21 protein-coding genes and 1 tRNA gene are annotated in these 20,315 nt (G+C 60.0%); 9 read left to right on the forward strand and 13 right to left on the reverse strand.

The window, feature by feature from the left end:
* Window positions 1-129 precede the first annotated feature (129 nt).
* From infA to trxB, 4 genes are all read right to left on the reverse strand, one after another.
* Window positions 130-348 (reverse strand): translation initiation factor IF-1, encoded by a 219-nt coding sequence (gene infA, locus UF78_RS08185; protein WP_002553999.1) that lies wholly within the window; start codon window positions 346-348, stop codon window positions 130-132.
* A 99-nt stretch (window positions 349-447) separates the two neighbouring features.
* Window positions 448-1,155 (reverse strand): arginyltransferase, encoded by a 708-nt coding sequence (locus tag UF78_RS08190; protein ID WP_045161618.1) that lies wholly within the window; start codon window positions 1,153-1,155, stop codon window positions 448-450.
* Window positions 1,156-1,207: 52 nt separating this feature from the next.
* Window positions 1,208-1,888 carry a leucyl/phenylalanyl-tRNA--protein transferase gene (gene aat, locus UF78_RS08195; protein ID WP_045161619.1) on the reverse strand — a complete coding sequence of 227 codons (681 nt, stop codon included), beginning with the start codon at window positions 1,886-1,888 and terminating at the stop codon, window positions 1,208-1,210.
* 48 nt (window positions 1,889-1,936) lie between these two features.
* Entirely contained in the window at window positions 1,937-2,884 is a 948-nt protein-coding gene (gene trxB, locus UF78_RS08200; RefSeq protein ID WP_045161620.1) for a thioredoxin-disulfide reductase, read from the reverse strand.
* Between the two features lie 214 nt (window positions 2,885-3,098).
* Here trxB and ftsK point away from each other — a divergent pair, with 214 nt between their 5' ends.
* The 6 genes from ftsK (at window position 3,099) to cysG (ending at window position 10,828) form a co-directional block, all read left to right on the forward strand.
* On the forward strand, window positions 3,099-5,504 hold the full coding sequence (ftsK, locus tag UF78_RS08205; protein ID WP_196298644.1) for a DNA translocase FtsK: 2,406 nt from the start codon (window positions 3,099-3,101) through the stop codon (window positions 5,502-5,504).
* Between the two features lie 16 nt (window positions 5,505-5,520).
* Window positions 5,521-6,147, forward strand: coding sequence for an outer membrane lipoprotein chaperone LolA (gene lolA / locus UF78_RS08210; RefSeq protein ID WP_045161622.1), 627 nt, complete (start codon window positions 5,521-5,523; stop codon window positions 6,145-6,147).
* Window positions 6,148-6,223: 76 nt separating this feature from the next.
* Entirely contained in the window at window positions 6,224-7,549 is a 1,326-nt protein-coding gene (locus tag UF78_RS08215) for a replication-associated recombination protein A (protein ID WP_045161623.1), read from the forward strand.
* Window positions 7,546-7,920, forward strand: a complete 375-nt coding sequence (gene crcB, locus UF78_RS08220) for a fluoride efflux transporter CrcB (protein ID WP_045161625.1) — start codon at window positions 7,546-7,548, stop codon at window positions 7,918-7,920. Before UF78_RS08215 ends, crcB begins: the two co-directional genes overlap by 4 nt.
* A 72-nt stretch (window positions 7,921-7,992) precedes the next feature.
* Window positions 7,993-9,273 (forward strand): serine--tRNA ligase, encoded by a 1,281-nt coding sequence (serS, locus tag UF78_RS08225; RefSeq protein ID WP_045161627.1) that lies wholly within the window; start codon window positions 7,993-7,995, stop codon window positions 9,271-9,273.
* A 157-nt stretch (window positions 9,274-9,430) separates the two neighbouring features.
* On the forward strand, window positions 9,431-10,828 hold the full coding sequence (gene cysG / locus UF78_RS08230; protein WP_045161628.1) for a siroheme synthase CysG: 1,398 nt from the start codon (window positions 9,431-9,433) through the stop codon (window positions 10,826-10,828).
* Window positions 10,829-10,883: 55 nt separating this feature from the next.
* Here the strand turns inward: cysG and UF78_RS08235 are convergent, their stop codons facing one another.
* The 7 genes from UF78_RS08235 to UF78_RS08265 all read right to left on the reverse strand — a co-directional run bounded on the left by UF78_RS08235 (window position 10,884) and on the right by UF78_RS08265 (window position 15,093).
* Window positions 10,884-11,882, reverse strand: coding sequence for a glutathione S-transferase family protein (locus UF78_RS08235; protein ID WP_045161629.1), 999 nt, complete (start codon window positions 11,880-11,882; stop codon window positions 10,884-10,886).
* An 88-nt stretch (window positions 11,883-11,970) separates the two neighbouring features.
* Window positions 11,971-12,954: a glycosyl transferase family protein gene (locus UF78_RS08240; RefSeq protein WP_045161630.1), complete on the reverse strand. Its 984-nt coding sequence runs from the start codon at window positions 12,952-12,954 to the stop codon at window positions 11,971-11,973.
* Window positions 12,951-13,286: a TusE/DsrC/DsvC family sulfur relay protein gene (locus tag UF78_RS08245; protein WP_045161631.1), complete on the reverse strand. Its 336-nt coding sequence runs from the start codon at window positions 13,284-13,286 to the stop codon at window positions 12,951-12,953. Before UF78_RS08245 ends, UF78_RS08240 begins: the two co-directional genes overlap by 4 nt.
* Entirely contained in the window at window positions 13,283-13,585 is a 303-nt protein-coding gene (gene tusB, locus UF78_RS08250; protein WP_045161632.1) for a sulfurtransferase complex subunit TusB, read from the reverse strand. Before tusB ends, UF78_RS08245 begins: the two co-directional genes overlap by 4 nt.
* The gene (tusC, locus tag UF78_RS08255) at window positions 13,585-13,944 is read right to left on the reverse strand and encodes a sulfurtransferase complex subunit TusC (RefSeq protein ID WP_045161633.1); all 360 of its coding nucleotides are present in this window, start codon (window positions 13,942-13,944) and stop codon (window positions 13,585-13,587) included. The genes tusB and tusC overlap by 1 nt, the downstream gene beginning before the upstream one ends.
* Window positions 13,944-14,336 (reverse strand): sulfurtransferase complex subunit TusD, encoded by a 393-nt coding sequence (gene tusD, locus UF78_RS08260; protein WP_045161634.1) that lies wholly within the window; start codon window positions 14,334-14,336, stop codon window positions 13,944-13,946. Before tusD ends, tusC begins: the two co-directional genes overlap by 1 nt.
* 88 nt (window positions 14,337-14,424) lie before the next feature.
* A complete protein-coding gene (locus UF78_RS08265) occupies window positions 14,425-15,093 on the reverse strand; it encodes a Bax inhibitor-1/YccA family protein (protein ID WP_045161636.1) in 669 nt (222 codons plus the stop codon).
* A gap of 128 nt (window positions 15,094-15,221) precedes the next feature.
* On the opposite strand from UF78_RS08265, the gene UF78_RS08270 reads away from it, so the two are divergent.
* Window positions 15,222-15,311, forward strand: a tRNA-Ser gene (locus UF78_RS08270).
* A 678-nt stretch (window positions 15,312-15,989) separates the two neighbouring features.
* The gene (locus UF78_RS08275; protein WP_052679280.1) at window positions 15,990-16,499 is read left to right on the forward strand and encodes a hypothetical protein; all 510 of its coding nucleotides are present in this window, start codon (window positions 15,990-15,992) and stop codon (window positions 16,497-16,499) included.
* Window positions 16,500-16,544: 45 nt separating this feature from the next.
* Here UF78_RS08275 and UF78_RS08280 read toward each other — a convergent pair whose 3' ends face one another.
* The gene (locus tag UF78_RS08280) at window positions 16,545-17,543 is read right to left on the reverse strand and encodes a phage portal protein (RefSeq protein WP_045161637.1); all 999 of its coding nucleotides are present in this window, start codon (window positions 17,541-17,543) and stop codon (window positions 16,545-16,547) included.
* Window positions 17,543-19,306 (reverse strand): terminase ATPase subunit family protein, encoded by a 1,764-nt coding sequence (locus UF78_RS08285; protein ID WP_045161748.1) that lies wholly within the window; start codon window positions 19,304-19,306, stop codon window positions 17,543-17,545. Before UF78_RS08285 ends, UF78_RS08280 begins: the two co-directional genes overlap by 1 nt.
* A 154-nt stretch (window positions 19,307-19,460) precedes the next feature.
* On the opposite strand from UF78_RS08285, the gene UF78_RS08290 reads away from it, so the two are divergent.
* Entirely contained in the window at window positions 19,461-20,297 is an 837-nt protein-coding gene (locus UF78_RS08290; protein ID WP_045161639.1) for a GPO family capsid scaffolding protein, read from the forward strand.
* Window positions 20,298-20,315 lie beyond the last annotated feature (18 nt).

The raw sequence follows: 20,315 nt of genomic DNA on the forward strand, positions 1-20,315 counted from the left end.
CATCTGGTTTGAGCGATGGCAAAGTCTTTAGCCCGTCGGTGAATATGACAAGCGTCTGACTAGGCCTGAATACTAAATCCGCAGAAACAAAAAGCCCGGTCATTACCGGGCATTCATTCTCGCGACCTGTTAGCGGGCGCGGTAAGTGATGCGACCTTTGCTCAAGTCATACGGCGTCAGTTCTACGCGAACCTTGTCGCCGGTAAGAATCCGGATGTAGTTCTTGCGCATCTTTCCAGAGATGTGCGCAGTAACGACGTGCCCATTTTCCAACTCCACACGAAACATGGTGTTGGGCAGGGTGTCGACGACAGTACCTTCCATTTCGAAGCTGTCTTCTTTCGACATTCAGTAGAGCCCTCGGTGTTCAATGATTGACCCGGTGCGAAGAATGCCCGGGTAAAAGCGGCAAGTATTGTGCCTGAAAGGGCTCCGAGAGCCAAGGGCTCAACTCAGAGTTATCCAGCGCTGGTTAACCAGCAGTTCGATAGGGCGATATTCGGTCTTGTAGCTCATCTTGCGGCAGTTCTTGATCCAATAGCCTAGATAGACTGCCTTCAGGCCGAGCCGTGCCGCCTCGCCGACCTGCCAGAGAATTGCGAAGCGACCAAGGCTGCGGCGCTCCTCGCTTGGGTCGTAGAAGGTGTAAACCGCAGACAGGCCGTTGGGCAGCACATCGGTCACTGCGAGGGCGAGCAGGCGACCGTCCAGGCGGAACTCGTAAAAGCGAGAGAAGGGTAGATCACGAACCAGAAAGGTATGGAACTGATCTCGGCTCGGCGGATACATGTCGCCGTCAGCGTGACGTCGCTCGATGTAGCTGGCGTAGAGCGAGTAGTACTCTTCGGTGAATGAAGGCCGAACATTGGTAACGATCAGGTCCGCGTTGCGCTTGAGAATACGCCTCTGCTGGCGATTGAGCTGTAGTCCTTCGGCAGATATGCGAGCAGGAATGCAGGCGGTGCAGCGCTGGCAATGGGGGCGGTAAAGATGATCGCCGCTGCGGCGGAACCCCATTTCCGAGAGTTCTGCATACACCTGTACGTCCATCGGCTGACTGGGGTCGAGGAAGAGCGTAGTAGCCTGCTCGTCGGGCAGATAACTGCACGCGTGGGGCTGGGTAGCATAGAACTTGAGACGAGCCAGTGAAGTCATGGTCAGCTCTCGAAAATCTTAAAGTCAGTGTAGGTCAGCTTGGCTTCGTGGACTAGGTCTCCCATCGGGCGGAACTGGGGTCGTCCAGGTATCTGGCGAGCATCTCGGCGAAGGTTTGGCGGGCGATGGTTCGCGCACCGAAACTGGCCAAGTGCTGTGTCGGCATCTGGCAGTCAATCAATTTGAAGCCCCAGTCTCGGAGACGTTCCACTAATGTCACGAACCCCACCTTGGATGCATCAGTCGTGTGGCTGAACATTGATTCGCCGAAGAATAGTCGACCCATGGCCAGGCCATAGAGGCCTCCGACCAGCCGTTCGTCTTGCCAGACTTCGACCGAGTGCGCGATGCCGAGCTGATGCAGTTTTTCGTAGGCTTCCTGCATCGGTGTCGTGATCCAGGTTCCGTCAGCGTAACTGCGCGGGCCGGCGCAGCCCTCGATCACGTCTCGGAAGGCGCGATCGAAAGTGATGTCGAACGCCCCTTGGCGTAGTTTCTTGCGCAAGCTGCGTGAGACGTGCAGCTCCTCTGGAAACAGCACCGTGCGAGGGTCGGGCGACCACCAGAGCAACGGTTGTCCGTCCTGATACCAGGGGAAGCATCCATGCCGGTAGGCTGCCAGTAAACGCTCTGGCGATAAGTCGCCTCCCGCGGCGAGTAGCCCGTTGGGGTCACGCATGGCCTTTTCTAGCGGGGGGAACGACAGGTCGTCGCGCTGCAACCAGGTCAGCATATCGATACGTCACGAGGGGCGGATGTGGACATCCGCCCTGAGGGCTGGTTATTGATCCAGGTACTTTTCGGCATCGAGTGCGGCCATGCAGCCGGCGCCGGCGGAGGTAATCGCCTGACGATACACATGATCGGCCACGTCGCCCGCTGCGAATACGCCTGGAATAGTTGTGCAGGTAGCATCGCCTTCGCTGCCCCCTTTGATCTTGAGGTAGCCGTCTTTCATTTCAAGCTGGCCTTCGAACAGATCGGTGTTGGGCTTGTGACCGATAGCAATGAATACGCCCGACAGGTCAAGTTTCTGTTCTTCTCCCGACAGGGTACTCTTCAGTCGCACGCCGGTGACGCCGCTGGCATCGCCCAGTACTTCTTCCAGTGTGTGGTTCCAATGGAGGTGAATGTTGCCATTAGCGGCTTTCTCCATGATCTTGTCCTGCAGAATCTTTTCAGAGCGCAGCTTGTCGCGACGATGGATCAGATGTACTTCTTTGGCGATGTTGGATAGATAAAGCGCTTCCTCGACGGCCGTGTTGCCGCCACCGATCACTGCAACCACCTGGTTGCGGTAGAAGAATCCATCACAGGTAGCGCAGGCTGACACGCCGCGCCCCGCGAATGCTTCTTCCGATGGCAGTCCAAGATACTGAGCCGAAGCCCCTGTCGCGATAATCAGCGCATCGCAGCTGTATGTAGCGCTATCGCCTTTGAGAACGAAAGGACGCTGTTGCAGTTCGGCGGTATGGATGTGGTCGAACACTACTTCGGTGTCGAAGCGCTCTGCGTGTTTTTGCATCCGTTCCATGAGCGCCGGGCCAGTGAGTCCTTCGACATCACCGGGCCAGTTGTCCACTTCGGTGGTGGTCGTGAGCTGGCCGCCGGGCTGGATGCCGGTGATCATGACAGGCTTCAGATTGGCACGGGCGGCATATACCGCGGCGGTATAACCGGCCGGGCCCGAGCCGAGGATGATCAGACGTGAATGCTTGACTTCATTCATAAAAAGCCCTCATAAGCCTTTGTTGCGAATAGAGAAGCGTGCTCCAGTCGAGCCGCGCTGAAAAAACTGGCGTTTATGCTACACCGAAGCATCGAGAAAAGCCCAAGCCGGCGCGGAACCGGCATGCCATCGAATCGACAAACCCGTACAATGTCCAATTATCTGGCTGAATACGGTTCATAGAGCGCGCCGCAGGCGCAGGAAATAAAGCGTTTTGAAGAATACCTCCTCTACCGCGCCGGCTTCCGTCTGGCGGCAACAGTTGCATTACCGTCTCAAAGAGGGCGCTTTGATTGCGCTTGGCGCTCTGTGCGCGTACCTCTGGATGGCATTGCTCACCTACGATCCGGCCGATCCCGGCTGGACTCACACCAGCAACGTCCAGCAAGTCCAGAACGCCGCTGGTCGCGCCGGGGCCTGGTTCGCCGATGTCCTGTTCATGGCGCTCGGCTATTTTGCGTTCCTGTTTCCGTTGCTGCTGGGGATCAAGACCTGGCAGGTGTTTCGTGCGCGTCATCAACCCTGGGCCTGGAACGGCTGGCTGTTTTCCTGGCGGCTGATCGGGCTCGTGTTCCTGATCCTTTCGGGCTCTGCGCTGGCCTATATCCATTTCCAGTTCGCCAATAATCTGCCTGCTTCGGCAGGAGGAGCATTGGGCGAAAGTCTCGGTCAGCTCGCCGAGGCGGCGCTCAATGTTCAGGGCAGCACCTTGTTGCTGCTGGCTTTCTTCCTGTTCGGCCTGACGGTTTTCACCGACCTGTCCTGGTTCAAAGTAATGGACCTGACTGGCAAGATCACGCTCGACCTGATCGAACTGATCCAGAGCCTCTTCAGCCGTTGGTGGTCCGCTCGAAACGAGCGCAAGCAGCTCGTCGCGCAACTGCGTGAGGCTGATGATGTAGTCAACGAAGTGGCCGGTTCGCTCTCCGATCAGCGTGAGCGCGCCAGGGTGAAGGAGCGCTTGCTCGAGCGTGAGGAGTCGCTGAGCAAGCACATGAGCGAGCGGGAAAAACGCCCAGCGCCGGTTATCCCGCCCGTCGCACCGCCGAAGCCTGTTGAGCAAAGTAAGCGCGTCTTGAAGGAAAAACAGGCCAACCTCTTTGTCGACCCGCTTATCGAGGGCAGTGTCCCGCCGCTATCGCTGCTGGATGTCGCTGAAAAGCAGCAGAAGCAGTACTCGCCTGAGTCGCTGGAGGCCATGTCGCGGTTGCTGGAAATCAAGCTGAAGGAGTTCGGTGTCGAGGTCATTGTCGAGTCGGTCCACCCGGGTCCGGTCATCACTCGCTTCGAAATCCAGCCGGCGGCTGGCGTCAAGGTCAGCCGGATCTCCAACCTGGCCAAGGATCTGGCGCGCTCTCTGGCTGTGATCAGCGTGCGCGTGGTCGAAGTGATTCCCGGCAAGACCACCGTGGGCATCGAGATCCCCAACGAAGATCGTCAAATCGTGCGGTTCTCAGAAGTGCTGTCGTCCGCGCCATACGACGACGCCAAGTCGCCGGTCACCATTGCGCTCGGCCACGACATCGGAGGCAAGCCGGTGATCGCCGATCTAGCGAAAATGCCTCACCTGCTGGTTGCTGGTACCACCGGTTCGGGTAAATCGGTCGGGGTGAATGCGATGATCCTGTCGATTCTGTTCAAATCCACGCCTGAAGATGCGCGGTTGATCATGATCGACCCGAAGATGCTCGAATTGTCGATCTACGAAGGCATCCCGCATCTGCTGTGCCCGGTGGTGACCGACATGAAGGAGGCGGCTAACGCGCTGCGTTGGAGCGTCGCCGAGATGGAACGTCGCTACAAACTGATGGCAGCCATGGGCGTACGTAACCTGGCGGGCTTCAATCGCAAGGTGAAAGAAGCGGAGGAGGCCGGTACGCCGCTCACCGATCCGCTGTATCGCCGCGAGAGCATGGAAGATGAAGCGCCGTTGTTGAAGAAGCTGCCGACCATCGTCGTGGTGGTGGATGAATTCGCCGACATGATGATGATCGTCGGCAAGAAGGTCGAAGAACTGATCGCGCGTATCGCACAGAAGGCCCGGGCCGCGGGTATTCATTTGATCCTCGCGACCCAGCGCCCCTCGGTGGATGTGATCACCGGTCTGATCAAGGCCAACATCCCGACGCGCATGGCATTCCAGGTGTCGAGCAAGATCGACTCACGCACCATCCTTGACCAGGGCGGCGCCGAACAACTGCTGGGCCATGGCGACATGCTTTATCTGCCGCCGGGTACCGGTCTGCCGATTCGGGTGCACGGCGCCTTTGTTTCCGACGACGAGGTGCATCGCGTCGTCGAGGCCTGGAAAGCGCGTGGCGCGCCCGACTACATCGAAGAAATTCTGGTGGGCGTCGAGGAGTCGGGCAGCGGTTTCGATAGCTCAGGCGGTGACGGTGGAAGCGGCGAGGGTAGCGAGGAAGATCCGCTCTACGACGAGGCCGTGCGCTTCGTTACCGAAAGCCGTCGCGCATCGATTTCGGCCGTGCAGCGCAAGCTCAAGATCGGCTACAACCGCGCCGCTCGTATGATCGAAGCCATGGAAATGGCGGGCGTCGTCACCTCTATGAATACCAATGGCTCGCGCGAAGTGCTCGCGCCGCCTCCCACCCGCGACTAGTCGCACCGAGGGCCTCATGCAATTGATTCGCGTGTTGTTTGCATCCGCTCTGCTGTTTACCCTGGTCCCGGCTCAGGCTGACCAATCCGCCTCCGTGCAGCGCCTGACCGGCTTGCTGCAGCAGGCTGAAACCCTGACCGGGCGCTTTTCCCAACTGTCTCTCGACGGCACCGGTACCCAGCTTCAGGAAACGTCCGGCGAGATGGCCCTGAAGCGGCCTGGTCAGTTCCGCTGGCACACCGACGAGCCGATGGAGCAGTTGCTCATCTCCAATGGCAAGAAGGTCTGGTTGTACGATCCGGACCTCGAGCAGGTGACCATCCAGACACTGGATCAGCGTCTGACTCACACGCCGGCCTTGCTGCTTTCTGGCGATGTGTCGGCCATCAGCGAGAATTTCGACGTTTCGCATCAGGAAGCGGGCGAGGTGGTGGATTTCACGCTCAAACCCAAGGCCAAGGACACTCTGTTCGATACCCTGCGCCTGTCATTCCGCGGCAACGTGATCAATGACATGCAAATGGTCGATGGTGTCGGCCAGCGCACCAATATCCTGTTTCAAGGCGTCAAGCTGAATCAGCCGCTCAAGGCAGATCTGTTCACCTTCGACATTCCCAAGGGAACCGACGTCATCTCCGAGTGACCCGCGTCCGTACGTCCGCCAACCGATACGGCCTGCGCTCCCCGCGGGCCGTTTGCATGAGAGGTACCCGCCCGCGATGGACCTGTTCAGTCGCGATCCTATCGCCCAACCGCTAGCTGCACGTCTGCGCGCTGCCAGCCTCGACGAGTATGTCGGGCAGGAACATCTGCTGGCGCGTGGCAAGCCGTTGCGTGAGGCGCTGGAGCAGGGTGCGCTGCATTCAATGGTGTTCTGGGGGCCGCCCGGGGTCGGCAAGACGACCTTGGCACGTTTGCTGGCCAAGGTCTCCGATGCCCACTTCGAGACCGTCTCGGCGGTGCTGGCAGGCGTCAAGGAAATCCGCCAGGCGGTGGAGATCGCCAAACAGCAGGCGGCGCAGTCCGGCCGGCGCACCATCCTCTTCGTCGACGAGGTGCACCGCTTCAACAAATCGCAGCAGGATGCCTTTCTTCCATATGTGGAAGACGGCACGCTGATTTTCATCGGTGCCACCACCGAGAACCCTTCGTTCGAACTGAACAACGCCCTGCTATCCAGGGCTCGCGTGTACGTGCTCAAGAGCCTCGATGAGGCTGCTCTGCGAAGATTGGTTACGCGCGCCTTGACCGAGCCGAAAGGCCTGGGGGATATGCACCTCAGCTTGCCCGAGGACAGTTTTCAGGTGCTCATGGCCGCGGCTGACGGCGATGGCCGCCGACTGTTGAACCTGTTGGAAAACGCCTCGGATCTGGCTGAAGAGGGCGGCGAGATCAGCGTCGAGTTGCTGCAGGATCTCTTGGGCGATAGCCGCAGGCGCTTCGACAAGGGCGGCGAGGCCTTCTACGACCAGATCTCGGCGCTGCACAAATCCGTTCGCGGTTCCAACCCGGACGCCGCACTGTACTGGTTCGCGCGAATGATCGATGGTGGTTGCGACCCGCTCTATATCGCGCGTCGGGTGGTGCGAATGGCCAGCGAGGAGGTCGGCAATGCCGATCCGCGCGCGATGGGGCTGTGCTTGTCCGCCTGGGATGTTCAGGAGCGCCTGGGCAGTCCGGAAGGCGAGCTGGCGGTTGCGCAGGCGATTGTCTATCTGGCCTGCGCGCCGAAGAGCAACGCTGTTTACATGGCCTACAAAGCGGCGATGCGCGATGTCGCTGAAAACGGCTCGCAGGACGTTCCTCTGCATTTGCGTAATGCGCCGACCCGGCTGATGAAGGAGTTGGGTTACGGCAATGAATACCGCTACGCCCATGACGAGCCCGATGCCTACGCTGCGGGCGAAGACTATTTTCCGGACGCGATGGTGCCGCGTCAGTACTATCAGCCGGTGCCACGCGGGCTGGAGAGCAAGATTCGCGACAAGCTCGAGCATCTGGCACGGCTCGATCGGGAAAGCCCGCGACAACGGAGAAAAACATGATTCGGATGGTGCTGGCAGTGGTAACCGGTGGCGTGGTCGGTACGCTGATCCGTTTCGGCTTCGCGACTTGGGTATCGGCCCATTGGCCCCGGCATTTCTATTTGGCAACGCTTGCAGTCAACCTGCTCGGCTGTCTGCTGATTGGTTACCTGTATGCGTTCTTTCTGGCGCGCCCGGACATTTCCCCGGAGCTGCGGGGCGGCCTCATCATCGGTTTTCTCGGTGCCCTGACGACGTTTTCCAGCTTTTCCCTCGACGGGTTGCGCCTGCTCGAGAGCGGCCAGCTTGCGACGGCTTTCGGCTATATCGGCGCCAGCGTGCTCGGGGGGCTGCTGGCCGCCTGGGCTGGCCTGGCGCTCGCCAGGTTATGAACCTTGCCGCGATGACAGTAAACTCCGTTTCCTCTCCGCCTTTCCTCAAAGCTTTCACAGACGAGACTCACCATGCTTGATTCGAAACTGGTACGCACACAGCTGCAGGACGTCGCCGATCGCTTGGCTACCCGCGGCTACCAGCTGGATGTGGCGCGTATCGAGGCGCTGGAAGCACAGCGCAAGACCGTACAGACCCGCACCGAGCAACTGCAAGCCGAGCGCAACGCCCGTTCCAAGTCGATTGGCCAGGCCAAACAGCGCGGTGAAGACATCGCGCCGCTGCTCGCCGATGTGGATCGCATGGGATCTGAACTGGAAGCCGGCAAGGTCGAGCTGGATGGCATTCAGTCCGACCTGGATCAGCTGATGCTGAGCCTGCCGAACTTGCCCCACGAATCGGTCCCGGTGGGCAAGGACGAAGACGACAACGTCGAAGTGCGCCGCTGGGGCACGCCGAAGGCATTCGAGTTCGAGGTCAAGGATCACGTGGCCCTGGGCGAGCAGCATGGCTGGCTGGATTTCGAAACCGCCGCCAAGCTGTCAGGTGCCCGTTTCGCCCTGATGCGCGGCCCAATTGCCCGTCTGCATCGGGCGTTGGCGCAGTTCATGCTCGACTTGCACACCCGTGAGCATGGCTATGAAGAGGCCTATACACCCTATCTGGTTCAGGCGCCCGCGTTGCAAGGTACTGGCCAGTTGCCAAAATTCGAGGAGGATCTGTTCAAGATCAGCCGTGAGAACGAGGCTGACCTTTATTTGATCCCGACTGCCGAGGTGTCGCTGACTAACATCGTCGCCGGTGAGATTCTCGATGCCAAGCAGTTGCCGTTGAAGTTCGTCGCGCATACGCCATGCTTCCGTAGCGAAGCTGGTGCATCCGGTCGCGATACCCGTGGCATGATCCGTCAACATCAGTTCGACAAAGTCGAGATGGTGCAGATCGTCGAACCGAGCGAGTCATTCGAGGCGCTCGAGAGCCTCACGGCCAATGCCGAAAAAGTCTTGCAACTATTGGGCTTGCCGTATCGAGTGCTTGCGTTGTGCACAGGCGATATGGGCTTCGGTGCGACCAAGACCTACGATCTGGAGGTCTGGGTTCCGAGCCAGGACAAGTACCGCGAGATCTCCTCCTGCTCCAATTGTGGCGATTTCCAGGCCCGTCGTATGCAAGCGCGCTTCCGTAATCCAGAAACCGGTAAGCCGGAGCTGGTGCATACGCTCAATGGCTCCGGCCTGGCGGTAGGACGCACACTGGTCGCGGTGCTGGAAAACTACCAACAGGCGGACGGTAGCATTCAGGTACCCGATGTGCTGAAGCCCTACATGAACGGTATCGAGATCATCGGCTGATAGCGTCCGATGGGTACTTGGTGATGGTGGAGCCGGCGCGGTGAGTTGCCGCTCCACGGGCTGGTACTTGGCACTATCCTGACTTCTTGATAGTCGACAAGGGCCGTCTCCCGCGCAATGGTTGAGATGGACCAACTTTTCTCACCAGGACTCGCTGATGGATTTTCTGCCGCTGTTCCACAATCTCAAAGGTCGCGCGGTGCTGGTCATCGGTGGCGGTGAAATCGCCCTGCGCAAGGCCCGCCTGTTATCCGAAGCCGGTGCGGTGCTGCGTGTCGTGGCGCCAGAGATTGAGCCGCAGTTGACTGACTTGGTCGATCGGAGCGGTGGGCAGTCGTGTCTGCGCGGTTATGACCGCGACGACCTTGCTGGATGCGTGCTGGCGATCGCTGCCACCGATGACGAGCCGCTGAATGCACAGGTGTCGCACGACGCCAAAGCGCTCGGTATACCGGTGAATGTGGTGGATTCTCCTGAGCTGTGCACGGTCATCTTTCCCGCGATCGTCGACCGCTCGCCGCTGATGATTGCCGTATCCAGCGGCGGTGATGCCCCGGTTCTGGCGCGTCTGATGCGGGCGCGAATCGAAACCTGGGTGCCTGCGGTGTACGGTCAATTGGCTGGTCTGGCGAAGAAGTTTCGCAGTCAGGTCAAGGCTGCATTGCCGAATGTGCAGCAACGGCGGGTGTTCTGGGAAGAGGTCTTCCAAGGCACCATTGCCGAGCGGGCAATGGCGGGACAGCCGCACGAGGCCGAGCGATTGCTGGAGGAAAAGCTCTCCGGCGCAGCGCCCAAAAGCCTCGGCGAGGTGTATCTGGTCGGCGCGGGTCCTGGCGACCCGGATCTACTGACATTTCGTGCGCTGCGGTTGATGCAGCAAGCCGACGTTGTGCTCTATGACCGGCTGGTAGCGCCTGCCATCCTCGATCTGTGTCGTCGCGATGCTGATCGGATCTACGTCGGTAAACAGCGTGCCGAGCATGCCGTCCCTCAAGAGCAGATCAACCAATTGCTGGTGACGCTGGCCCGGCAGGGCAAGCGAGTGTTGCGCCTGAAGGGTGGCGATCCGTTCATTTTCGGTCGGGGTGGCGAGGAGATCGAAGAGCTGGCGGCTCACGATATCCCGTTTCAGGTCGTTCCCGGTATCACGGCCGCCAGTGGCTGTGCTGCCTACGCCGGTATCCCACTGACCCACCGTGACCATGCGCAGTCAGTGCGTTTCGTCACCGGTCATCTGAAGGACGGCAGCTGCGATCTGCCCTGGCCGGAACTGGTGGCGCCCAGCCAGACCTTGGTGTTCTACATGGGCTTGGTCGGACTGCCGGTGATCTGCCAGCAACTGATCGCTCATGGGCGCGCCGCCGCTACCCCCGTCGCGTTGATCCAGCAAGGCACCACCAGCCACCAGCGCGTATTAACCGGCACGCTCGCCAATCTGCCCGCGCGCGTCGCAAGCGAGCAGGTTCAAGCCCCGACGCTGATTATTGTCGGCGAGGTGGTGCAGCTCCGGGAAAAGCTCGCCTGGTTCGAAGGGGCCGGCACCGCATCCGAATAGACGCGGCGCTCGTGCGCTACGAATCCAGAGCAGATGCTGCGGCCGCGCGCTGTGCTCAGCGCGACCAGATGCCTTTACCCGGCAACCGGTCGCGATCATGCGCACGGCCCAATGCCAGCTGCGGTCCCTTGGGGATGATGCCGTTAGCATTGATATGACGGTGGCTCGCGTAGTAATGGCTCTTGATATGGGTGAAGTCGACGGTTTCGGCGATCCCAGGCCATTGGTACAGCTCTCGCAGCCAGTTCGACAGGTTTGGGTAGTCCTCGATCCGCCGCAGATTGCATTTGAAATGGCCATGGTAGACAGCGTCGAAGCGGACCATTGTGGTGAATAGGCGCCAGTCCGCCTCGGTCAGGTATTCGCCGGTCAGGTAGCGCTGTTCGCCGAGGCGTTGCTCGAGCCAGTCGAGCTCGTTGAACAGCTCATCGAATGCGGTTTCGTAGGCCTTCTGCGTGGAGGCGAATCCGGCGCGATAAACGCCATTGTTGACTCGCGGATAGATCCGCTCGTTGAGCATGTCGATCTCGGCGCGTAGCGGTTCGGGGCAAAGGTCGAGCGTCGATCCGGTCAACTCGTCGAAGGCACTATTGAAGATGCGGATCAGCTCGGCGGACTCGTTGTTGACGATGCGTTGCTGCTGGCGGTCCCAGAGCACCGGTACGGTGACGCGGCCGGTGTAGTTATCGTCATCGCGCGTGTAGCGCTGATGCAGGTACTGAAAGCCATCCAACGTGTCACCGGTCGAGCCGGTGTGTCTGTCGAAGGTCCAGCCATGCTCGGCCATCAGCCAGCTGACGACAGAAACATCGATCAACTGATCGAGCTGCTTGAGTTTGCGATAGATCAGGGTGCGATGTGCCCAGGGGCAGGCGAGAGAAACATAGAGGTGATAGCGCCCGGCTTCAGCCTTTACTGCAGGCTGACCCGTTGGGCCGGGCGAGCCGTCCGCAGTCACCCAGTCGCGTCGTTGCGCCTGTTCTCGCTGGAATTCGCCATCACGGCTGTTTTCGTACCAACGGTCCTGCCACTGCCCATCGACCAAGAGCCCCATGTTCTGCCTCCTCAGACTTTCAGATTAGGGGTCAGTCTATGGAGGATAGTTCGATGGATGGGTCACAATCCCCGGCCATACGCATCGTTCAAACCGATAGGTTGCGTTGCTCCCAGTACTGTCGCGCCTGGATAAATGCGCTCTCGCGCGATTGGCCGAGCCCGCGCAACGCCAGGGCCATCGTCGCCACCACCGCCAGTTCGCCATAGGCATCTTCGGCGGCGCCCCGCCAGACGGCGAGCAAATGCTGCGGATCGAGTTGCGCCGGTTTGACGTGACGTTGTGGCGAAAGCGCCGGCCAATCCTCGTCCCAGGACTCTCCTGCCTGAGTGCCGTACAGGTGCGCCACGCCGTCCGGGTTGATCTCGATCTCGCCGCCTTCACCCTTGATAACGATAGCCGTGTCACCCAGTAAACGGCTGGCTTCGCGGTGATTTCCCTGGTAACCGGGGTGGAAAATACTCTGCAGGCCGCAACGGGCACCGAGCGGATTGAGGATGCGCGCCAGCGAGTGGATGGGCGAGCGCAGGCCTAGGATATTGCGTTGATCGATCATCCGCTGCAGGCCCGGCATCCAGGCCCCGAGCGGCGCGAACGCGAGGTTGGCACGGCCCAGAGCGACGGCGACGCTGTTCCAGTCTTCGCAGCGGGTGATTCCGAGCAGATCGAGTTGCTGCTCGCTATACAGTCGGCCAGCCGTATGAGCGCCACCACCGTGCATGAGGATGCGAATGCCGTTGTGCGCCAGGCACTTGGCTGCGAGCAGGTACCAGGGCAAATGACGTTTCTTGCCGGCATAGGTCGGCCAGTCGAGATCGACGGCGATGGCAGGCGCGTGCAGCCGGTCGCGCACGGCCTCGGTGAAGCCGGCAAGCTCTTCGGCGCTTTCTTCCTTGTGCCGCAGCAGCATCAAGAAAGCACCGAGCTGCGTGTCCTCGACCTTCCCATCGAGCAGCATGCCCATGGCTTCGCGCGCTTCTTCTCGGGTGAGATCGCGGGCGCCGCGCTTGCCTTTGCCCAGGATCCGGACGAAGACGGCGAAGGGGTGTTCAGGCGGGGTGACGAGGCTCATATGCAATTGCTCGGTTTCGGCAATCCCGCCAGTTTTGCGGCGAGTTTGGCGGGGGTGCCTTTGAATAGACGGTTCAGGTGCATGCTGTTGCCCTTTTCAGGGCCGAGCTTCAGCGCGGTGTACTTGATCAATGGGCGCGTTGCCGGGGCTAGCTGAAACTCACGGTAGAACTCGCGGAGCAGGTGCAGAATTTCCCAGTGTTCGGTTTCAAGACTGAGGCCTTCAGCCTCGGCCAGCGCCGTGGCGACCGGTTCGCTCCAATCCTCGAGATTGACCAGGAAGCCATCCTGGTCCACGGCAATGCCCACGCCGTTGACATTCAACCCACTCATAGCCAGGCGTTCGTCCGTGCGTATCGACAGCACAGCTCGACGAAGCCCGTATAGTCGACTTGCTGCAAGCGTTCGGGCAGATCTTCGAGGCCGCGTGCGGCTACATCTTCGTCCAGCGCGAACAGACCAATGCCGTCCGGCATCAATTCCAGCGCCTGGCGTTGTGCAGTCGACGTTTGCAGTGCATAGACCGCATCGCCGCTCAGCAGCAAGGCGTCGCCGGCCCCCAGAAGGTGCAGACAGCTGACCAGACGGCCATCGGCGAAGGGGGAGTGGGAAAGCAGATGCAAAGTGCTCATCAAAGGGTGATCACGTGGTCGTAGCGGTTGATAAGAATATTGAGGCCGGCATCGTCGAGCACCTCGATCGGCAGCGGCACGGCGGTTTCGTCAAGCCCTCGCTCGTCCAGGCTGCGTTTGGCTACAAACAGCGAATCGACACCAAACATCGGGAGGGCCTGCAGATTGGCCGTCAGGTCCTTTTGCTGCAGATGCGCCGGTTGCTGCGCGGGGGCTAACTGGAACACGCCGTCATCGAGAAAAAGCAACCCAAGCGGAAGCTCGAAGGCGCCACCGGCCAGCACGATGTCCAATGCCTCGCGAGCCGTTGGGCCGGACCATGGAGATTGACGGGTAATGATCAGCATCGAGCGGGCCATCAATGCCCTCCGAAGCAGACGAGGCGGTCGGCATGCTGACTGGCTTCATGGAGTTGCCCCAAACCGGACAGCTCCCAGCCAGACCCAAGATTCGCTGCAGGACGCTGATGCCGCTTGGCTTCCTGCTCATCCAGCACGCCACGGCGTAGACCGGCGGCAATGCACACCACCCCATCCAACTGATGGCGATCGACGAACTGGCTCCATTGCGCAGCGATATCCAGTTCGTCCTGTGCGCTCACGGTATTGGCCGACGCGCTATGTACACCGTCTTGGTAAAGAAACAGTCGGACGATTTCGTGCCCACCCGCCAGCACGGCCTCAGCGAAGCGTAAGGCGCGCCGCGAAGCGGGGGAATGGGAAGGGGAGAACAGGGCGATGACGAATTTCATGGGGCACCGTTGAGTTGCTGGGTGACATGATACGCCAGCTTCAGAAACGAAAAAGCCCGCCAAGGCGGGCTTATTCAACGAGCGGCTATCAGTCGTCTCCACCCATGATGCCCATCAGCTGTAGCAGGCTGATGAACAGGTTGTAGATCGATACATACAGGCCAATGGTGGCCATGATGTAGTTGCGTTCGCCACCGTGGATGATCGCGCTGGTCTGGAAAAGAATGCAGACCGACGAGAACAGCACGAAGCCGGCGCTGATTGCCAGTTGCAGACCGCTGATCTGGAAGAAGAAGCTTGCGACCATCGCGCCCAGCAGGACGAAGAATCCGGCGGTGATGAAGCCGCTGAGGAAGCTCATGTCCTTGCGCGTGATCAGCACGAAGGCCGACAGACCAAAGAACACCAGAGCCGTCATGGAGAGCGCGGAGGCGATCAGCTCACCACCGTTGGCGGTGCCTAGGTACATATTGAGGATCGGGCCAAGCGTATAGCCCATGAACCCGGTCAACGCGAAGGTGGATAGCAGACCCCACGCGGAATTGCGCAGCTTGACGGTCAGGAAGAACAAGCCGTAGAAGCCGATCAGCACCACGAAGATGTTCGGGTAAGCCGCGTTGGCCTGCATGGCCATGTAGGCGACCAGAGCACTGAAGCCCAGGGTGATGGCCAGCAGGCCGTAGGTGTTGCGCAGAACACGGCTGACTTCCTGTTGTTCAACCTGCGTGTGCGTAGATGCGTACTGTTGCTTGAGCATGGCGACACTCCTGTAAATGTATTCAGCCCGAGGTGAATTGCCTCGGATCATAGCAGAGCTTTTGTTTCAGCCTAACAACAGAGTTTGACAGTGTGTTTCGTTCCGGTACTATTGCGCCCGCTCTCTGCGGAGGAGTGGCAGAGCGGTTGAATGCAACGGTCTTGAAAACCGTCGAAGGGGAAACTCTTCCGTGAGTTCGAATCTCACCTCCTCCGCCATATCGCAAGCTGAAGGCCCCGTACTCCGGGGCCTTTAGCGTTTCTGGAGTATGGAAATGCGGGTATGAGCGTTCCCATATTGTTCCCAAGGGAGCGAGTGCGGCAGGACGAAAACCTGGCTCATACGTGCAAAGCTGCGATTTCGCCTGACCCAAAAAAAACAGGTAATTTTGGTAAGGTCGATTTTGAAACGGCAAAAAGCCCAGTGCTTTCAGTGATTTAGGCTTATCAGTTAAAGGTAATAATAGGGTAATTAATAGGTAAACGAATTACCTCTAGCAGTGGTTAGGTGTCCAATTTTGGAATCCCTTTAAAATCAGTGGTTTGCGAAAAAATTACCTTTTGCCTTACCTAAAATTACCTTTCAAGGTAATTGCTCAAGCCCAGTGAATTCGGGGCTTTCAGCCGTTCGAAACTCCCCCCTTACCAAAATTACCCATTTGCAAAATTGATTTAGAAATCGGGGCGCGCACGGGCTCGTCTGAGGGGCCGACCTTCGCAGGGTTCCGCAGGCATTCCTTCGGTTCCGATCGCCTCGCCAGCGGCAGCAGCGGGGCGGGTAAGGGGTGGTGCAGGGGTGCAGAAAAAGAGACCCCTTTAGCCCGCAGGTGAGGTGGGGGGACAACGGCGCGCGCCGGAGGCATACTCGAGCCGCCCCGCATCCAAAGGAAGGAAACGATGGAAAAGTATGTCGAAGCGATCGAGTTGAGTCTGTCCAACCAGAACTGGTATTCCGCGCTTGCTATGGCTCTTACGTTGCCGGACATTTGTGGATGGCTAGAGGACCCAGGCATGAGAAGTCGAAAGCGATATGAGGCTTGGTTCGATCAGTACATGCTGAAGCATTACCAGAACGACTTTTTTGGCCGTGGTTTCACTTTCCTATCAGGAAGCGATTGCTACGCGCTGCGCTGCGCCTATTTGCACGAGGGGAACGAGGACGTAACTAGACAGCAGGCTCGTAAGGCCGTGTCCAGATTTTCGTTCAAAGGGACTGGGTCACACAGAGTCAAAGTTGACGAGGTTCTTCATCTGAACGTAACAGCGTTTTGCAGAGAGGTTTGCTGTGGCGTTCGTGAATGGATCGCAAGCAATACCACCAACCCTCAGGTTCAGCAGAGGCTTCGCGAGCAGTTGATGATCCATGAAAATGGCGTTCAAATTGCGCCGGGTGTTTTCGTGGAATGAGCTGGCAGACATCTGGCTGCGGTACCCATCGTACTGCCGGTACTATCACGCTCTGGTAGGCAACTCAAACTCCCTGAACCGCACCACCTCTTCCCCAACCCACTCATTCACCTGAGCCAACCTCGCCTGGATCGGCTCGAGCTCGTTGACCGCCCACACCTCGGCGGCCTCTCGCAGCGAGCCGAAGCCACCGGCGTTCTGCGGCACGATGCCCATCAGCTGGGGCGGAATCCGGAGCGCGGCGAGCAGGTCGTCACGGCTGATGTTCTTGATCGAACCGAACTCATCCTTCGCCGCCACCTCGCTGACCGGTATTAGCTGGATGCCTTCCTTCTTTCCGCCTGGCGCATACACAAACAGGTTGCGGAAGTTGCCCGGCCCCTTGGCAGACTTCAGCGCTTTACGCAGATCGTCGATGTCCTCTTCCTTCTGCGCCGCGTCGGTCATGTACATGATGAATCCGGCGTGTGAGCCGTTCTGGTAGTAGCGTCGGCGGAAGAGGGTGGCCGACTCGTTGAGCAGCGCCGACTGCAATGCCGACAACCATTCCGGCAGCCCGTACACCTCCTGGTTGATATCCGCCTCGCGCAGATGGCAGATCGTGCCGGCAGCAAATTCATGTTCATCGCGCCAACCGCGCACCTGATAATAGGTCTCCAGATCGGCACCCCGGCGCATGTATTTCGCCAGAGTCGGCTGCAGGCTCAGCGCTTGGCCAAGCATGTTCTGGCGCCGCTCCAGATACGCATTGCCACACCACAACCAGTCCAGGGCGAACTGGCCGAACGCCTGCCGGCTCAGCAGCTTGTGCGGAATGAAGGTCCGCTCGAGCATGTTGCGCTTGAAGTTCAGCCCGCTCTGCAGGAATACGCTCGCCCTGGTCGACTTCGCCAGCCCATCCAGCGACAGCGGCGGCTCGTACCAGCGGCCGTTCAGCCAGCACTCCAAATAATCGAGCAGCTCGCGGCCATCGAGTACCGGCATCGGATCGCCGAAGGTGAAGGCCTCAATACCCTGTGCAGGTGCGGCAATCTCAGTAGTCATCAGTAACTCTCCATAAATCCGGTGTTCTGGGCGGTCATGCCCTCGAGCGGCTCGTTGTGCAGGGCATGGAACAGCGCCCAGGCCAGATCAGCGTGCCCGGTGTCATCGGTGCGCCCGGCCGTGTACGTCATCTGCCGGCCGCTGGCCGTGGTGGTTTTGCGGATGGCCATCAGCGAGGAAGCGAGGTCAGTCCAGCCGGCGTCGAATTCCAGCCGGCCCTTGTGGATCACGTCGTAGGCCTTCAGCACCAGGCGGGTTTTCACCTCGGGCGAGTAACTGAAGGTGGTCAGGTTGGGGAAGAACTGTTTCACCAGCTGCGCCACGCCCGACCCCATGCCGGTCATATCGATGCCGATGTAGGTCACCCAATAGCGCAGCGTCACCCGGCGGATCGCCTCGGCCTGGGCGGCGAAGTCCATCCCGCGGAACTGATGGCGCTCAAGCACGCGGAACTTGCCGCCCGGTACCAGCGGCGGCGCCACCACGATCAGGCCGGCGCTGTCGCCGGTCTCGGCCGGGTCATAGCCCACCCACACCTGGCGATCACCGAAAGGCCGATCGGCGAAGGGCTTGTAGTCCTCGTTCCACTCGATCCAGCTGTCCACCATGCAGGGCTGCAGGATGTTGAGCGGGAAAATCGACGCGCCGTCATCGACGAACTGACACATCAGCAGGTTCGCGTAGGCCTCGGCGCTGTACTCCTGGCGCAGCTCCTCGATGTCGAATAGCTCGCAGCCGCGTTGTTCGGCATCCAGGATGGTCACGATCTGGCGCCAGATCCGGTCCTCGCACAGCCGGCCCTGCTGCAGCGCATCGTGCGTCACATCCAGCTGGATCCGCTGCGCCGCCGGCTTGCCCTTGTTGAACCGCTCCCCCGTCCAGAACGAATAGGCTTCGTGCGCCATCGAGCTCGGCGTTGAAAAGTACGTCCGGCGATACTGCTTCTGCATCGCCATGCCGCTGGCGACCTTGTTCAGCTCGTTGAACTTGAAGGTCCAGAAGAATTCATCGAAGTAGAAGTTGCCGTGGTACCCCTGCGCCGTGCGCGCGTTGGTCCCGAGGAAGTGCAGCTCGGCGCCGTTGGCCAGGATGATTGGGTCGCCGGTCAGCTCGACCTGGCACACCTCGCGAGCGAACGCCTGGATATACGCCTTGAAAATGTGCGCCTGGTTCTTCGAAGCGGACAGAAAGATCTGATTGCGCCCCGTCACCAGCGCATCGAGCAGCGCCTCGCGGGCGAAGTAGTAAGTCGCCCCGATCTGGCGTGACTTGAGAATTGCGCGGGTCCGCTGATTGCCCGCCCGGTACCAGTCCAGCTGATAGCCGAAACAGCCATCGCGGAACGCCTCCTCGAGCTGCTCGATATGTTCCTCTGCAAACTCGTTGCGCTTGGGCTTTGCCTTCGGCCCTTCGTTGCGCTTGGCCAGGTTCGGGTTCAGCTCCGTTTCCGTGCCACCACCCTGGAAGCGCTGGATCCGTGCCTGCCGCTCCAGCTGGCGGTGCAGCAGGTCGATCTCCTTGAAGTCGCCGCCGCTCTTGCCGTCCTTCAGGATCAGCTGAACCAGCCGCGCCTCCAGCGCGCCGCCGATCCGCTCGACGTTGTCCGCCCGGTCCCACTCGTCCCGCGCCTTCCAGCTGTGGACGGTTTTTTCCTTCTCATCCAGGTAATCGGCGATATCGGTGATACGCCAGCCCGTCCAGTACAAAAACTTGGCCTGGCGGCGGTTATCACGTTGGGCGGGGAGTTCGGTCGGTGCGTTCATGGCGCAGATGGTGTCGCGCACGCGTGAGGCGTGTTAGCGCCGCGCCATGTACCTGTTTCCCCTACACAGCAGGCAGATTGCCCGCACCGCTCGCGTTGCCGACCATGCCTTCACAGCAACTGCACCCAGCAGCTACCGACTGAGGACAGACCGCATGGCCGGCAAGACCGACACCAAGAAATTCCGCTCCAAGTGGTTCCGCGTTGCCGTTGAAGGCGCGACCACCGACGGCCGCAACATTGAGCGCAGCTGGATCGAAGACATGGCCGCCCAATACAACCCGGCCACCTACGGCGCTCGGATCAACTGCGAACACATCAAAGGCATCGCACCCGATACCCCATTCGGCGCCTATGGCGACGTGCTGGCAGTCAAGGCTGAAGAAGTCGAGATCAACGGCGAGCAGAAGCTCGCGCTCTACGCCCAGATCGAGCCTAACGACGCGCTGCTGGCCCTGAACAAGAAGCGCCAGAAGGTCTACACCTCGATGGAGGTTCAGCCCAAGTTCGCCGACACCGGCAAGGCTTACCTCATCGGCCTGGCCATCACCGACAGCCCCGCCAGCCTGGGTACCGAAGCCCTGGAATTCAGCGCCAAGCACGGCACCCTGACCAACCGCAAACAGCATCCGGACAACCTGTTCACCGCTGCCGAAGAAGTCGAGCTCCAGTTCGATGAGGTCACCGAGCAGCCCAGTGCCTTCAAGGATCTCGCCGCTCGCGTCAAGTCGCTGTTCGCCAAGAGCAAGGAAACCGAAACCCAGTTCGGTGAGGTGGGCGATGCAGTCACCGCTCTGGTCGAGTTTGCCGAGAAGCAACAGGCCAGTCTGGACGCGTACAGCACCGAAGCCACCGCCCTGGACGAGAAGTTCACCGCGCTAGAGGCCAAGGTCACCGAGCTCGAAACCAAGCTCGGCACCACCCAGGACCACAGCCAACAGCAGCGCCCGCCGGTTTCAGGCAGCGGCCAGCAAATCCTCACCACTTACTGACCGACGCCGGAGCTCCTC

This window comes from Stutzerimonas stutzeri (genome assembly GCF_000952685.1).
Taxonomy (GTDB): Bacteria; Pseudomonadota; Gammaproteobacteria; order Pseudomonadales; family Pseudomonadaceae; genus Stutzerimonas; species Stutzerimonas stutzeri_E.

Bases quoted from the DNA above. Each gene is read 5' to 3' on its own strand.
- infA (WP_002553999.1), bottom strand. From the start codon at position 348: ATGTCGAAAGAAGACAGCTTCGAAATGGAAGGTACTGTCGTCGACACC.
- UF78_RS08190 (WP_045161618.1), bottom strand. From the start codon at position 1,155: ATGACTTCACTGGCTCGTCTCAAGTTCTATGCTACCCAGCCCCACGCG.
- aat (WP_045161619.1), bottom strand. From the start codon at position 1,888: ATGCTGACCTGGTTGCAGCGCGACGACCTGTCGTTCCCCCCGCTAGAA.
- trxB (WP_045161620.1), bottom strand. From the start codon at position 2,884: ATGAATGAAGTCAAGCATTCACGTCTGATCATCCTCGGCTCGGGCCCG.
- lolA (WP_045161622.1), top strand. From the start codon at position 5,521: ATGCAATTGATTCGCGTGTTGTTTGCATCCGCTCTGCTGTTTACCCTG.
- UF78_RS08215 (WP_045161623.1), top strand. From the start codon at position 6,224: ATGGACCTGTTCAGTCGCGATCCTATCGCCCAACCGCTAGCTGCACGT.
- crcB (WP_045161625.1), top strand. From the start codon at position 7,546: ATGATTCGGATGGTGCTGGCAGTGGTAACCGGTGGCGTGGTCGGTACG.
- serS (WP_045161627.1), top strand. From the start codon at position 7,993: ATGCTTGATTCGAAACTGGTACGCACACAGCTGCAGGACGTCGCCGAT.
- cysG (WP_045161628.1), top strand. From the start codon at position 9,431: ATGGATTTTCTGCCGCTGTTCCACAATCTCAAAGGTCGCGCGGTGCTG.
- UF78_RS08235 (WP_045161629.1), bottom strand. From the start codon at position 11,882: ATGGGGCTCTTGGTCGATGGGCAGTGGCAGGACCGTTGGTACGAAAAC.
- UF78_RS08240 (WP_045161630.1), bottom strand. From the start codon at position 12,954: ATGAGCCTCGTCACCCCGCCTGAACACCCCTTCGCCGTCTTCGTCCGG.
- UF78_RS08245 (WP_045161631.1), bottom strand. From the start codon at position 13,286: ATGAGTGGGTTGAATGTCAACGGCGTGGGCATTGCCGTGGACCAGGAT.
- tusB (WP_045161632.1), bottom strand. From the start codon at position 13,585: ATGAGCACTTTGCATCTGCTTTCCCACTCCCCCTTCGCCGATGGCCGT.
- tusC (WP_045161633.1), bottom strand. From the start codon at position 13,944: ATGGCCCGCTCGATGCTGATCATTACCCGTCAATCTCCATGGTCCGGC.
- tusD (WP_045161634.1), bottom strand. From the start codon at position 14,336: ATGAAATTCGTCATCGCCCTGTTCTCCCCTTCCCATTCCCCCGCTTCG.
- UF78_RS08265 (WP_045161636.1), bottom strand. From the start codon at position 15,093: ATGCTCAAGCAACAGTACGCATCTACGCACACGCAGGTTGAACAACAG.
- UF78_RS08275 (WP_052679280.1), top strand. From the start codon at position 15,990: ATGGAAAAGTATGTCGAAGCGATCGAGTTGAGTCTGTCCAACCAGAAC.
- UF78_RS08280 (WP_045161637.1), bottom strand. From the start codon at position 17,543: ATGACTACTGAGATTGCCGCACCTGCACAGGGTATTGAGGCCTTCACC.
- UF78_RS08285 (WP_045161748.1), bottom strand. From the start codon at position 19,306: ATGAACGCACCGACCGAACTCCCCGCCCAACGTGATAACCGCCGCCAG.
- UF78_RS08290 (WP_045161639.1), top strand. From the start codon at position 19,461: ATGGCCGGCAAGACCGACACCAAGAAATTCCGCTCCAAGTGGTTCCGC.